This is a genomic window from Thermomonospora cellulosilytica (genome assembly GCF_014138835.1).
Classification (GTDB): Bacteria; Actinomycetota; Actinomycetes; order Streptosporangiales; family Streptosporangiaceae; genus Thermomonospora; species Thermomonospora amylolytica.
On record NZ_JACJII010000001.1, the window covers coordinates 2,425,850 to 2,439,167 of the forward strand.

Sequence of the window (13,318 nt, forward strand, 5' to 3'; positions counted from 1 at the left end):
ACGCCCCGGGCGGCTAGTCCTTTTCCCGAACGACCTTCAACGGCCGGGTCGCGTCCTCAGGCCCGACCCACCCCGAGCCCTCGGCCCGGTCACCGGCACCGTCCGCCTGCGCCGACACAACGGAACCGCCTCGCTCGCCCTCGGCACCGGCAGCCGCGTCGGTGGCCGCGTCACTCCCTGACGGGGGCACTGGGGGCGCTGCCTTGGCGTCGCCGTCTTCGTCGGCGGGCGCTGGGCTTGGAACGTCCATTCCGGTGACCGCATCCGTCGTCGGTGTCGCCGTGCCCCCGAGGGATGTGCTGTCTTCGGGGTGGCGGGCCGGTGCGTCGGCAGTCGGTTCGGTGTTTGCGGGTGTCCTGGTCTCCGTGCCGGTGGCCTCGTCTTCCGGCTGCGGCGTGGCCTGGGGGGACGGGCCGGTGGTCGTGGTGCCGCTGAGGGGTGGGGCGGGGGGCAGCGGTTTGGTGGTGCCGTCGCTCGCCTCGAGCGTGCCGCCGTTCGTGATGGCCGGGGTGTCGGCTGTGGGGACCTCGGCCATGGTGCCGTCTGGGTGGGCGGTGGTGGCGTCGGCTTCGTCAGGGCTGGCCGAGGTGCTGGGGGCGGTGTCGCCCTCTGTGGGTGGGACGGCTTTCACCGAGGGCGTGTCGGTGGCCGCTGCCGGGGTCGGGACGGTGGACAGCGGGATCGTGGCGTCGGAGGGGCGGAGGGGGGTCTCGGCGGGGTCGGGTGTTGCCGAGGGGACCTCGGACGGGGGCTGGACCGCGTCACCGTCCGGGGCGGGCTGGGCCATGTCGGGCGGAACGATCTGCAGAGCACGGGTGGCGTCGGCGGTGGGGAGCGGGTCTTCGGCGACGGGTGCGTTGCCTGCCGTGGGGGTGTCCGGGGTGGGGACGGGATCGGTGGTGGCCGGGTGGGGAGTGTCTGCGCTGGCGTTCTCTGTGGGCGGGGCGGGGTTCGCTGCTGGTGTGTCGGGGGTTGGGTCGGCAGGCAGCGGGAGTGTGGCCTCGGGCGACGGGGAGGGGGTGTCGGGCTCTGCCGAGGTGGGTTCGAGCGAGGGCTCGGCTGTGTCGTCGTTCGTGGGGGACGGGGCCACGTTCGGCGAGACGGGCGGCAGGGCGTGTGCGGTGTCGTCGGTGGGGAGGCGGGAGGGCTCCGTGTCCGTGGGTGGGGTGGGGTCTTCGGCCGGGTGGCCTTCCGCCTCGGTGGTGAGGATGTGGCAGAGGGCGGGGGCGGCGGTCAGGCAGCGTTCGAAGGCGCTCTGGGTCAGGCGGTCGGGGGCGGGGGCGGGGGTGTCGTCGGCGTCCTGGGGGAGCGGGGGGCGGCCCTGGCCATCGGCGACCAGGATCCAGTGGTGGGTGCGGACGGCGCCGACGAGGAGGTCGGGGTCGGATGTCCGGTCGGCGTCCAAGGCCAGGAGGGTGTCGAAGACGGTGGTCCGGGCGTGGGGCCCCTGGGGGAAGCCCTCGTAGGTGGCGTGGACCAGGAGGGTGGCCTCCAGGCGAGAGGACAGGTCCTCGATCCGGGTCATGTGCTCCTGGCGGCACCGGGCCAGGAGGTCGTCGGCGGGGTCGGCGTCGCAGATCTCCCGGACGTGGCGGCGGGAGCGTTCCTCGGCCTCGGTGAACGTGGTGAGCTCGGTCTCCAGGTCGGCCAGTTCGGCGGTGGCGGCGGTGCGGTGGCGTTCCAGGTCGGACTCGAGGGCGGCCAGGCGGTCGCGGGCCTCGGCGGCCTCGGTCTCGGCGGCGGCCAGTTCGGCGGCGGCGGTCTCGGCGGCCCGGAGGGCCTCGGCGGCGTGGGCCTCGGCCTCGGCGGCGACCTGGGCGGCGTGCCGGGCGGCGGCCAGGGTCTCGGTGGCCTGGTCGACGGCCCCGGCGGACTCACGGGCCAGCCGCTGCATCTCGGTGTACGCGGTGTCGCGGGCGGCGGTCAGGGAGGCGAGCCGCTCGCGGAGGCGTTCCTGGGTCTGGGCCAGGGAGACCAGCTCATGGCGGCTGCCCTCGATGAACCGGACCAGCCCGGCGCGCAGGGCCTCGGCATGCTGGTGGGCCTCCACGGCGACGCGGGCGCGCTCGGCGGTCTCCTCGGCCTCCCGCCTGCGGGACTTGACCAGCCGGCGGGCCTCGTCCACCTCGCGGGGCTGCGGCGCCACGTGCAGCCGCTGGCCCCAGTTGAGCTTGCGCTTGGCCGCCGAGTGCGCGGACTCGGCGGCGGCCAGCCGGTAGTAGCTGGCGTGCTGGGCGGCGGTGGCCTCGGCGGCCGCGGCGGCGAGCTGCTCGGTCTCGCGTTCGGCCTGCGGGAGGGCCTGCTCGGCCTGCGCCAGCTCGGTCTTCACCTGGGCCTCGCGGTCGCGGGCGGCCTGCAGCTCCTGCTCGCAGGAGCGGACCTGGCCGGTCAGCTCCATGTGGCGGGCCTCGGCGGCGTCGGCGGCGCGGGTGCGCTCCTCGGCCTCGCGGGCGGCGGCGTCGGCGACGGCCTGTAGCTCCCGCCAGGCGGAACGGGCGCGTTCGGCCTCCTCGGCGGCCTGCCGGTGCTCCTCGGCGGACTGGTCGCGGCGTTCGACGGCCTCGGCCGCCCGGTGGCCGGCGGTCTCGATGCGTTCCCCGGCCGCCTCGATCGCCTCGACCAGCCGCCGCTCCTCGTCCGCCAGCTCGGTACGGCGGCGTTCACCGCGCTCGCGGCACTCCTGGACGGCGGCCTTGTCGCGGGGCCACTGCTCCAGCCACAGCAGCTCGCGGCGGAGCCGTACCAGTTCGTCCAGGGGGTCGGGGCCGTCGGAGGAGGGGTCGGCGTCGATCGCCGGAACGTCCTGCAGGGCGTCGAGGAGGTCGTCCGGCCGGTCCGCGGACAGCAGGAGGGTGCGCCTGCCCGCGGCGGCCAGGCGGCGGACGAGGTCGGCGAGCAGGGCCGTGCGCTCGGGGCCGGGCGGGGCCTGGATCAGGCGGGCGTGCGGGGCGTCCAGGGCGGCTTGGACGATCTCCTCGGCGGTGCCGGTGACCGGCTCGGCGGGCTCGGGCTCGGGTTCGGGCTCCGGATCCGCCGGAGGGATCAGCCCCAGGCGGTAGTCCTCGTAGAACAGCGCCCGAGGATCGTCGACGGCGGGCACGGCGAGGGTCCCGGTCGGGCCGGTGGGCCGGGTCAGCATGGCGGGGTCGACCAGCAGCTTGGCCAGGTCCGACCAGTCCCCGGCCACCTGCTCCTCCAGCAGGGCGCGGACCGCCTCCAGCCGCGGCCCGTCGTCCAGCCGTTCCAGCCACCGCGCCACGGGGAGGTAGGCGGACTCGACCTGCTCGTGGAGCGGTGACGGGGGGCCGCCGACCGGCCCGTCGGGCTGTGCTGGGTGCTGCGCCGTCTCCATACTTCCCCTCGGCCGCCGCTTCACGTTCGCGTGTGCATTCCCGCCAGGATCAGCGTCTCACGCCCTGACATCGTTCCATTGAGGATCATCGTCCTGTCCCCGCCATGGCCTGCTCTTATGCGCCCTCGTACGCGCCCGGTCCCGTGCCGTGGACGATTCGCCCTTACGGCGGCACCGGATTGGCCGTACCGGACCGTGGGATCCTTGGCCCGTGCCGGCCGGTCCGCCTTGTGATGGGATGAGCGTTCCCGCGCCCGTACTGGAGGGCCGCGGGCGCCCGATCGGCGCACCCTGTGGCGGGACGTCTGCTCACGCGGAAAAGCGGTGGGGGCATGGCAGGACATCGCCTACGGTGCAGGGCATGTCGCGATCTTCACAGGACGTGCCGCCGTTCGTGACGGCGGACGATCTCGAACGCGCCGTGCATCTCGCCGTCGATGTGCTGCGCGAGGCGCCGGAGGATGCGTGGGGGCGCAAGGCGGGCTCGCTGGAGTGGGACTGCTGGGAGACGGTCGAGCATCTCTGCGACGACCTCTTCTACTACGCGGTCCAGTTGGGTCCCAGGACGCCGCCTCTGAACGGTTCGGTGCCGTTCGCGTACGAGAGCCGGCGCCCCGGAGGCCCTGGGAACGCCTTGTACGCAAAACGTGCGGCGGGTCCCGCAGGGCTGCTGGAAGCGCTGGAGGCGAGCGGCGCGCTGCTGGTGGCCATGGTCCGTGCAAGGCCGCCGCACGTCCGCGCCTACCACGCGTACGGGGCGTCGGACCCCGAGGGATTCGCAGCGATGGGGATCGTGGAGACCCTCGTGCACACCCACGACCTCGCCGAGGGACTGGGGCTCGCCTGGACGCCGCCGGACGACCTCTGCGCCCGGGTGCTCGCCCGCCTGTTCCCGGACGCTCCCCACGACACGGACCCTTGGCCCACCCTCCTGTGGGCCACCGGCCGGGCTGAACTCCCCGGCCGCCCCCGCCTCACCACATGGCGCTGGGACGGCACTCCCCGCCCCTGACGCCCTCGAACGCCGCCTGGAGCGCGACCGGCGACCTGTGACCGTTTCCGGTCGATATGGGGAGTTCGGGGGGCGGGCGGGCTCGATACTGCTTGTCATGCTCGCCCGCCAGTACGGATACGCGATCACGCCCCGGCCTGCGGCCCAGATGACTCCCTGGGCCATCGCCGAGCTCCCCTCCTCGCGCTGGATCCGCATCCCGCTCTGGATCACGCTCTTCGTCATCGCGTTGCTCCTCGGGCTCTGCATCCTCGGCTGGAGCTGGGCCGCGAGCGGCGGCGGGGGCAGCGCCCTGCTCGCCATCATCGCCTTCGTCGGGCCGGTCGGGCTGCTGATCATCGCCGTGGAGGTCCAGAGGGCGGCGAAGGCGAACCGGCGGCTCGTGCGGACGATGAGCGAGATGCTCCAGCGGGAGCCGTGGCAGGCGTGGCCGTGCCGGATCGAACGCGTCGGGGAGGGCGGCGGGGCCCGCGTCGAGGTCCGGGTGTCCCTGCTGGCCCCCGACCACAGCGTGGCCGGGCGGCACCGGGCCAGGTTCCGCCCCGAGGCGTGGCATGCCATGACCGACGGCTACGGCGTCCTCCTCTTCGCGGGGGACCTGCGTTTCAACGGCGTCATCGCCGACCCGCGCACCAGGAGCGCCTACCTCACCGACCCCGTCGAGGAGGAGGCCCGGCCGCAGGGCCCGGGGAACTCGGTGATCGAGGACGAGCTGACCCGGCAGGCGATCGGCTGGGTCTTCTCGCAATAGCCTCGCCACCTTGAGGATCGGCTTTTCTCGCAGGTGTGCGTCCGTATCGTGGTCCGGCTCGGAACGCGCGGCGGTAGGCGCCCGGTGTTGTGCCCAGGGTGTTGAGGAAGCGCCTGCGGAGGTTGGTGGCCGAGGAGAGGCCGACGCGGCGGGCGACGGCGTCCAGGGGGAGGTCGGAGGACTCCAGCAGGTCCCGGGCCGCGGCGATCCGCTGGGCCAGCAGCCACTGCCCGGGGCTGGTGCCGAGCTGGTCGGCGAACCGCCGGGCCAGGGTGCGCGTTGAGACGCCCGCGTGCGCGGCCATGCTCTCGATGGTCAGGGGTTCGCCGAGCCTGGCGGTGATCCACTCCAGCAACGGCGCGAGCGTGCCGTCGATCTGTACGGGGTGCGGCGGCGCCGAGTACTGCAACTGCCCGCCCTCGCGGTGGGGCGGCATGACCATGGTCCGTGCGATATGTGCGGCGTACCGGGCGCCCTGGTCGCGGCGGACCAGGTGCATGCACAGGTCGAAGCCGGCCCCGGCCCCGGCGCTGGTGGCCACGTCACCGTGGTCCACGTACAGCACGTTCGGGTCGACCCGGATGTGCGGGAAGCGCGCGGCCAGCTCGTCCGTCAGCGCCCAGTGGGTGGTCGCCCGTCGTCCGTCCAGCAGACCGGCGTGCGCCAGCGCGAAGGCGCCGGAGCAGATGCTGACCACCCGCGTTCCGTGGGAGTGCGCGCGGCGCAGCGCCCGGACGACCGCGGGCGAGGGCGGCTCCTTGGCGGGCAGCCAGCCCGGGACGACCACGGTGTCCGCACGGTCGAGTGCGTCCAGCCCGTCGGTCACGAGCATGTCGTACCCGGCGTACGTCGGGACCGGGCCGGGGCGCTCGGTGCACACACTGAAGGCGCACCGCGTCGGGAGTCCGGACCGCTCGATCCCGAACACCTGGGCCGCGCAGGCGAGTTCGAAGGTCGATTGCGGCGGGCGGACGAGCGCCACCACGCGATGCATGGCAGGAAAGTACCGCACGATGTCTTTCCTGACACTCGGCGGGGCGACGGCCGGCCGCCAGGATGACCCCCATGACGACAGAGCAGAACACGCCCGCCTGTGTGTGGTCCGCCGTCCGGGACGCCCCGGTCCGTGAACTGTTCCCAGGCATCCGCGCGCGCCTGCTGTGGGAGGGGGACAACGGCGCGAAGGCCGCCGTGCTGGAGATGGACGCGAACACGCGCTGGCAGGGGGTCGACGTCCACGAACCGGGCCCCGAAGAGGTCTTCGTGCTCTCCGGCGTCTTCAACGACGGCGACCGGGACTATCCGGCAGGCACCTTCATCCACGCCCCCGCGGGCTCCTCGCACGTCCCGCAGACGACGACGGGCTGCACGCTGTTCCTCTTCTACCCGGAGGGTTAGACCGCCCATGGGCACACGGCGTCACCCCGGAACCGGCCGTCCGTAACAGATGACCGGCGGTCCTCGGCCGAGCCGGGGTCGGCGTGGCCGAGGCGCCGTTCAACGGTCAGGGCGTGCCCGTCGAGGCGCGCGGCCTCAGTCGGCGGAGCGGGCCACCCGGGCCGCCCACAGGACCAGGGGCACCTGCAGCGGCAGGCGGCCGTAGGCGACGGCGCGCTGGGGGAGAGGGCGTCGACGCCAGTCGACGGCCATCTTGACGTTGCCGGGGAAGACCGCGACGAACAGCCCTGCGGCGGCCAGCGCCCCGGCCCGGCGGGTGCGCGGGTTGGCGATCGCCGCCGCGCACGCCAGCTCGGCGACGCCGCTCAGGTACGTCCAGGCGCGCGGGCGGCCGGGCAGGCGGCGCGGGATCAGGGCGTCGAACGGGCGGGGCGCCAGGAAGTGCATGGTCCCGGCACCGGCCAGCAGGGCCACCAGGCCACGGGTGGAGCGGTCGGTCATCTCGGTCTCCTCGTCACGGGGGTGGCACCACTCTCGGGCATGCCCCAGGGGGATCGACGGCGAGGGGGTCATATTGGCATATCGCCAGCAAATATTGACAGATCGTCAATAGCATCCGGGGCATGCGGCCGGGAAAGCCGCGGGTACCGCCAGGTCGGGACGGGGGCGGCAGCGGGATAATGTGCGTGATGTCACACTGAGGTGACAGGCGTCACGCGAGGTGGTGCAGATGGTCGCGGGGCTGGATGACGGGTGGGCCGACGCCGTCGACGGTGCGCTCACCACGCTGGTCGACAGGGCCGGGGTGGACGTCGCGTTCGGGGCCAGGGTGGTGCCCGGCGGGGACCGGATGGTGATCCACCGGCTGCGGGGGACGCGCACGGCCGCGTTGCAGGATCTCGTCATCCGCAACGGGACGGGGCTCGGGGGCAAGGCCATGCTGCTCAAACGACCGGTCACGGTGACCGACTACGTGCGGGCGCGGGAGATCAGCCACCACTACGACGGGCCGGTGTCGCGGGAGGGCCTGCACTCGATCATGGCCGTTCCGGTGGTCACCGCCGGCCAGGTGACCGGGGTGCTGTACGCGGGGCTGCGGCAGCGGCTGGAACTGGGCGAGCGGATGCAGCGGCTGGCGATGGGCCTGGCCGGAGAGGTCCGCCGCCGGCTGGCCGCCCCGCCCCGGCCGCCCGCGCCGCTGGAGAGCGCGCCCGCCGACATGCGCCTGCGCGACGCCTGCCGCGAGCTGGGCGCGATCATCGAACGGGTCGCCGATCCCGCCGTACGCGCCGACCTGGAGGCGCTGCGCCGCCGCATGACCGGCGACCCCCTGCCGCGGCGGACGGCCGTCCCGCGGGCCGTGCTGTCCCGCCGCGAACTGGAGGCCCTGGCGCACGCCGCCGCCGGGCTGCCCAACGCCGAGATCGCCGCCCGGATGGGCCTGTCCCCGGGCACCGTCAAGGCGTATCTGCGCAGCGTGATGCGCAAACTCGGCGCCCGCAACCGGATCGAGGCCGTCAACGCCGCCCGCGCCCTCGGCTACTCCCTTTAGGTAGTAGTGCGCGCGCCGCTTCCCAGGTCACCCTGATCGCTGACACATACGTGATGCCGGTCACAGGGGGCTCTCATGGCCGTCGAGCTGAGCTACGCGTCGGGAACGTCCGACACCCCGCTGCTCGGGGACACCATCGGGGCGAACTTCGACCGCACGGTCGGGGCCCACCCCGGCCGGGACGCCCTGATCGAGCACCACACCGGCCGCCGCTGGACGTACGCCGAGATGGCCGCCGAGGTCGACGCCGTCGCGCTCGGCCTGCACGGGCGGGGCGTGCGCAAGGGCGACCGGGTGGGGATCTGGGCGCCGAACTGCGCCGAATGGACGTTCACCCAGTACGCCACCGCCAAGCTGGGCGCGATCCTGGTCAACATCAACCCGGCCTACCGGGTGCACGAGCTGGAGTACGTCCTCGAGCAGGCCGGGGTGAGCACCCTCATCGCCACGCCGGCCTTCAAGACCTCCGACTACGCCGCGATGATCGAGCAGGTCCGCCCGCGGTGCCCGGGCCTGGAGCGCGTCCTGCTCATCGGGGGCGAGGACTGGAACGCCATGGTCGCCGAGGGACGCGAGGCCGACCCGGCGGTCCTGCGCGAGATCGCCGCGACCCTCACCATGGACGACCCGATCAACATCCAGTACACGTCGGGCACCACCGGGTTCCCCAAGGGCGCCACGCTCTCGCACCACAACATCCTCAACAACGGCTTCTTCGTCGGGGAGCTGTGCCGCTACACCGAGCAGGACCGGATCTGCATCCCGGTGCCCTTCTACCACTGCTTCGGCATGGTGATGGGCAACCTCGCGGCCACCACCCACGGCGCCTGCATGGTGATCCCGGCCCCCTCGTTCGACCCCGCCGCCACCCTGGAGGCGGTCGCCGCGCACGGCTGCACCTCCCTGTACGGGGTGCCGACCATGTTCATCGCCGAGCTGAACGACCCCGCGCTGGAGTCGGCCGACCTGTCCACCCTGCGCACCGGGATCATGGCCGGCTCGCCCTGCCCCGTCGAGGTGATGAAGCAGGTCATCGAGCGGATGGGCATGCACGAGGTGACCATCTGCTACGGCATGACCGAGACCTCGCCGGTGTCCACCCAGACCCGCTTCGACGACTCGCTGGACCGGCGGGTCGCCACGGTCGGCCGCGTCCACCCGCATCTGGAGGTCAAGATCGTGGACCCGGCCACCGGGATCACCGTGCCGCGCGGCGAGCCCGGCGAGCTGTGCACCCGGGGCTACTCGGTGATGCTGGGCTACTGGGAGCAGCCCGACAAGACCGCCGAGGTGATCGACGCCGCCCGCTGGATGCACACCGGCGACCTGGCGGTGATGGACGCCGACGGGTACGTGTCCATCACCGGGCGGATCAAGGACATGGTGATCCGCGGCGGCGAGAACATCTACCCGCGCGAGATCGAGGAGTTCCTCTACACCCACCCCGACATCGTGGACGCGCAGGTCATCGGTGTTCCGGACGCCAAGTACGGGGAGGAGCTGATGGCGTGGGTCAAGCTCCGCGAAGGGGCGCCGGAGCTGACCGCCGAAAAGCTCCGCGAGTTCTGCACGGGGAGGCTCGCGCACTACAAGATCCCCCGCTACGTGCACGTCGTGGACTCGTTCCCGATGACCGTCACGGGGAAGGTCCGCAAGGTGGAGATGCGCGAGCGCGCCGTGGAGATCCTCGGCCTGCCCGGCGACGCCGGGCACTGATCCAAGAGGGAGACACAGCGATGGGCACGCCCGCCTACGAACGGTTCCGCGCCGCCCGGGACCTCCTGCTGCGGCACCGGGAGGACTACGACACCGCGTACCGCGAGTTCTCCTGGCCGGAACTGGAGGAGTTCAACTGGGCGCTGGACTGGTTCGACGAGATCGCGCGCGGCAACGACCGGACCGCGCTGTGGATCGTCGAGGAGGACGGCGCCGAGGGCCGCTGGTCGTTCGCCGAGATGTCGGCGCGTTCCAACCAGGTCGCCAACTGGCTGGCCGGACACGGGGTGGCCCGCGGCGACCGGATCATCGTGATGCTCGCCAACCAGGTCGAGCTGTGGGAGACCACCCTGGCGGCGATGAAGCTGGGCGCCGTGGTGATCCCCGCGACGATCCTGCTCACCCCCGACGACCTGCGCGACCGGGTGGAACGGGGCGCCGCCAGGCACGTGGTGGTGGCCGCCGAGCACACCGGCAAGTTCGCCGACGTCGCCGGCGACTACACGCGGATCGCGGTGGGCGGGCAGGTCGAGGGCTGGCTCTCGTACGCCGACGCCTACTCCGCGGACACCGCGTTCACGCCGGACCGGCCCACCAAGGCGAGCGACCCGCTGCTGCTGTACTTCACCTCCGGGACGACCGCCAAGCCCAAGCTGGTCGAGCACACCCACGCCTCCTACCCGGTCGGGCACCTGTCCACGATGTACTGGATCGGGCTCGAACCCGGCGACGTGCACCTCAACATCTCCTCGCCCGGCTGGGCCAAGCACGCCTGGAGCAACGTCTTCGCGCCCTGGAACGCCGAGGCGACCGTCTTCATCCACAACTACTCGCGCTTCGACCCCGAACGGCTGCTGCGCGAGATGGACCGCTGCAAGGTGACCAGCTTCTGCGCCCCGCCCACCGTGTGGCGGATGCTCATCCAGGCCGACCTGGGCCGCCTGAGCACCCCGCCGCGCAAGGTGGTCGGCGCGGGCGAGCCGCTCAACCCCGAGGTCATCGAGCAGGTCCAGCGGGCGTGGAACGTCACCATCCGCGACGGCTTCGGGCAGACCGAGACCACCGTGCAGGTCGCCAACACCCCCGGCCAGCCGATCAAGCCCGGGTCCATGGGCCGGCCCGTCCCCGGCTACAAGATCGAGCTGATCGACCTGGCGACCGGGAAGCCGGCGCAGGAGGGGGAGATCTGCATCGACCTGTCCCGGCGGCCGCTCGGGCTGATGGTCGGCTACCACGGCGACCCCGAGCGCACCGCCGAGGCGATGAGCAACGGCTACTACCACACCGGGGACATCGCCTCCCGGGACGAGGACGGCTACCTGACCTACGTGGGCCGGGCCGACGACGTGTTCAAGGCGTCCGACTACCGGATCTCGCCGTTCGAGCTGGAGAGCGTGCTGATGGAGCACGACGCGGTCGCCGAGGCGGCGGTGGTGCCCGCGCCCGACCCGGTGCGGCTGGCGGTGCCGAAGGCGTACGTGGTGCTCGCCGCCGGGTGGACGCCCGACGAGAAGACCGCGGCGGAGATCCTGCGGTACTCGCGCGAGCACCTGGCCCCCTACAAGCGGATCCGGCGGCTGGAGTTCGCCGAGCTGCCCAAGACCATCTCCGGCAAGATCCGGCGGGTCGAGCTGCGCGCGCACGCCGCCTCGGGGGCGTCCGGCACCGAGTACCGCGAGGAGGACGTGCTGACCTCCTGAGCGTCGCCCTCCGCGCCGACCGTGACCTGGCCCACTGCATCGCCGCAGGCAGTGGGCCAGGCGGCCGTCGGTGAGGCTTACGGATCGTTGTGGTTTTGTTTTCGTCCGTACCCTTGGGAACGGTGGTCCGATCTGCCAGTCTGCGGCCGTGAACGCACAGGAAGCGCAGGTCAAGGAGTCCAGGAGCGGGCTCGACAGGTACTTCAGGATCACCGAGCGGGGCTCCACCGTCGGCCGTGAGGTGCGCGGCGGGCTGGCCACGTTCTTCACGATGGCCTACATCGTGGTGCTCAACCCGCTGATCATCGGTACGGTCGCCGACGCCGACGGGCGGTTCCTCGGTGACTCCACCCAGCCCGGCGGGGCGATCCCGCTGGTGGCGGCGGCGACCGCGCTGATCGCCGGGCTGCTGACGATCGCCATGGGCGTGATCGGCCGCTACCCGCTCGCGATGGCCGCCGGCCTGGGGCTGAACGCGGTGCTGGCGTTCAGCGTGGCCAGCGGCATGTCGTGGGAGGACGCGATGGGCATCGTCGTCCTGGAGGGCCTGGTCATCCTGGTGCTGGTACTGACCGGGTTCCGCACGGCGGTGTTCCACGCCATCCCGCCCGAGCTGAAGACCGCCATCGCGGTGGGCATCGGCCTGTTCATCGCGCTGATCGGCTTCGTGGACGCCGGGTTCGTCCGGCGCATCCCCGGCGCCGTGGGCGAGGCGACGGTGCCGGTGCAGCTCGGCGCCACCGGCAGCCTGTCCGGGTGGCCGACCCTGGTGTTCTGCGTGGGGCTCCTGCTGACGGCGTTGCTGGTGGCGCGGCGGGTCAGGGGCGCGATCCTGATCGGCATCGTGGTGACCACCGTGTTCGCGGTGATCGTGGAGGCGATCGCCAAGGTCGGCCCCTTCAACGCCGGTCCGGGCCCCGACGGCAAGCCGGTCATCAACCCGGACGGCTGGCAGCTCAACGTCCCCAAACTGCCCGAGGACGTGGTCGGCGCCCCGAACCTGAGCCTGCTCGGCGACTTCAGCCTGTTCGGCAGCTTCGAGCGGGTCGGGGTGGTGGCCGCCCTGCTGTTCGTGTTCACGATCATGCTGGCCGACTTCTTCGACACGATGGGCACCGTGGTCGGCGTGGGAGCGGAGGCCGGCCTGCTGGACGAGCGGGGCAACCTGCCGGGCGTGCGGAACGTCCTGCTGGTCGACTCGGTCGGCGCCGCGGCCGGCGGGGCCGGGTCGGTGTCGTCCAACACCACCTACATCGAGTCGGCCGCCGGCGTCGCCGAGGGCGCCCGCACCGGGCTGGCCAGCGTGGTGACCGGGGCGCTGTTCCTGGTGGCCATGTTCTTCTCGCCGCTGGTGGCGATCGTGCCGTTCGAGGCCGCCACCCCGGCGCTGGTGGTGGTCGGGTTCCTGATGATGACCCAGATCCGCAACATCGACTTCAGCGACTACGACGTGGCGATCCCGGCGTTCCTGACCATCGTGCTGATGCCGTTCACGTACTCCATCACCGCGGGCATCGGCGCGGGCTTCATCGCCTACGTGGTCATCAAGGCGGCCCGCCGCCGGTTCGCCGAGATCCACCCGCTGATGTGGCTGATCGCCGCCCTGTTCGTCATCTACTTCGCGCTGGACCCGGTCAAGGAGTTCCTGAACGTGGCCTGACGCGCGGGCATCGGGACCGGCGGCCTCGTGGCCGCCGGTCCTTTGTCATGGGGCCGCGACACCGGCCCGGAGGCCGCCGGCCGGGTCGTCGAGCGCGGGACATCGATGAGCGACGATCTCCACGGCCTGGTGGCCCTTCTCATGGTGCACGGACCTGGCACTGACCTGCGCCGACGC

10 protein-coding genes are annotated in these 13,318 nt (G+C 72.6%); 7 read left to right on the forward strand and 3 right to left on the reverse strand.

What is annotated here, in order from left to right; all coding sequences use genetic code 11:
• Positions 1-13: 13 nt before the first annotated feature.
• The gene (locus tag HNR21_RS11525; protein ID WP_182705184.1) at positions 14-3,352 is read right to left on the reverse strand and encodes a hypothetical protein; all 3,339 of its coding nucleotides are present in this window, start codon (positions 3,350-3,352) and stop codon (positions 14-16) included.
• Between the two features lie 361 nt (positions 3,353-3,713).
• Between HNR21_RS11525 and HNR21_RS11530 the strand changes: the two genes are divergently transcribed.
• Together HNR21_RS11530 and HNR21_RS11535 are read left to right on the forward strand one after the other, a co-directional pair.
• Positions 3,714-4,364, forward strand: a complete 651-nt coding sequence (locus HNR21_RS11530; protein WP_182705185.1) for a maleylpyruvate isomerase N-terminal domain-containing protein — start codon at positions 3,714-3,716, stop codon at positions 4,362-4,364.
• A 97-nt stretch (positions 4,365-4,461) separates the two neighbouring features.
• Entirely contained in the window at positions 4,462-5,115 is a 654-nt protein-coding gene (locus tag HNR21_RS11535) for a hypothetical protein (RefSeq protein WP_182705186.1), read from the forward strand.
• Here the strand turns inward: HNR21_RS11535 and HNR21_RS11540 are convergent.
• Positions 5,012-6,109 (reverse strand): GlxA family transcriptional regulator, encoded by a 1,098-nt coding sequence (locus HNR21_RS11540; RefSeq protein WP_182705187.1) that lies wholly within the window; start codon positions 6,107-6,109, stop codon positions 5,012-5,014. The genes HNR21_RS11535 and HNR21_RS11540 overlap by 104 nt on opposite strands.
• Positions 6,110-6,180: 71 nt before the next feature.
• On the opposite strand from HNR21_RS11540, the gene HNR21_RS11545 reads away from it, so the two are divergent.
• Entirely contained in the window at positions 6,181-6,513 is a 333-nt protein-coding gene (locus HNR21_RS11545) for a cupin domain-containing protein (protein ID WP_119727183.1), read from the forward strand.
• 135 nt (positions 6,514-6,648) lie between these two features.
• On the opposite strand, the gene HNR21_RS11550 is transcribed toward HNR21_RS11545, so the two are convergent.
• Complete coding sequence (locus HNR21_RS11550) at positions 6,649-7,014, reverse strand: DoxX family protein (protein ID WP_182705188.1); 366 nt, start codon at positions 7,012-7,014, stop codon at positions 6,649-6,651.
• Between the two features lie 229 nt (positions 7,015-7,243).
• Between HNR21_RS11550 and HNR21_RS11555 the strand changes: the two genes are divergently transcribed.
• The 4 genes from HNR21_RS11555 (at position 7,244) to HNR21_RS11570 (ending at position 13,141) form a co-directional block, all read left to right on the forward strand.
• Positions 7,244-8,065 (forward strand): LuxR C-terminal-related transcriptional regulator, encoded by an 822-nt coding sequence (locus HNR21_RS11555; RefSeq protein WP_182705189.1) that lies wholly within the window; start codon positions 7,244-7,246, stop codon positions 8,063-8,065.
• 75 nt (positions 8,066-8,140) lie between these two features.
• Positions 8,141-9,781, forward strand: coding sequence for an AMP-binding protein (locus HNR21_RS11560; protein WP_182705190.1), 1,641 nt, complete (start codon positions 8,141-8,143; stop codon positions 9,779-9,781).
• Between the two features lie 20 nt (positions 9,782-9,801).
• A complete protein-coding gene (locus tag HNR21_RS11565) occupies positions 9,802-11,481 on the forward strand; it encodes an AMP-binding protein (RefSeq protein WP_182705191.1) in 1,680 nt (559 codons plus the stop codon).
• A gap of 148 nt (positions 11,482-11,629) precedes the next feature.
• Positions 11,630-13,141: an NCS2 family permease gene (locus HNR21_RS11570; RefSeq protein WP_182705192.1), complete on the forward strand. Its 1,512-nt coding sequence runs from the start codon at positions 11,630-11,632 to the stop codon at positions 13,139-13,141.
• Positions 13,142-13,318 lie beyond the last annotated feature (177 nt).

What these genes read in the sequence shown, in the direction of transcription:
- HNR21_RS11555 (WP_182705189.1), top strand. Translation starts at nt 7,244, where the DNA reads ATGGTCGCGGGGCTGGATGACGGGTGGGCCGACGCCGTCGACGGTGCG.
- HNR21_RS11565 (WP_182705191.1), top strand. Translation starts at nt 9,802, where the DNA reads ATGGGCACGCCCGCCTACGAACGGTTCCGCGCCGCCCGGGACCTCCTG.
- HNR21_RS11535 (WP_182705186.1), top strand. Translation starts at nt 4,462, where the DNA reads ATGCTCGCCCGCCAGTACGGATACGCGATCACGCCCCGGCCTGCGGCC.
- HNR21_RS11545 (WP_119727183.1), top strand. Translation starts at nt 6,181, where the DNA reads ATGACGACAGAGCAGAACACGCCCGCCTGTGTGTGGTCCGCCGTCCGG.
- HNR21_RS11550 (WP_182705188.1), bottom strand. Translation starts at nt 7,014, where the DNA reads ATGACCGACCGCTCCACCCGTGGCCTGGTGGCCCTGCTGGCCGGTGCC.
- HNR21_RS11525 (WP_182705184.1), bottom strand. Translation starts at nt 3,352, where the DNA reads ATGGAGACGGCGCAGCACCCAGCACAGCCCGACGGGCCGGTCGGCGGC.
- HNR21_RS11560 (WP_182705190.1), top strand. Translation starts at nt 8,141, where the DNA reads ATGGCCGTCGAGCTGAGCTACGCGTCGGGAACGTCCGACACCCCGCTG.
- HNR21_RS11540 (WP_182705187.1), bottom strand. Translation starts at nt 6,109, where the DNA reads ATGCATCGCGTGGTGGCGCTCGTCCGCCCGCCGCAATCGACCTTCGAA.
- HNR21_RS11530 (WP_182705185.1), top strand. Translation starts at nt 3,714, where the DNA reads ATGTCGCGATCTTCACAGGACGTGCCGCCGTTCGTGACGGCGGACGAT.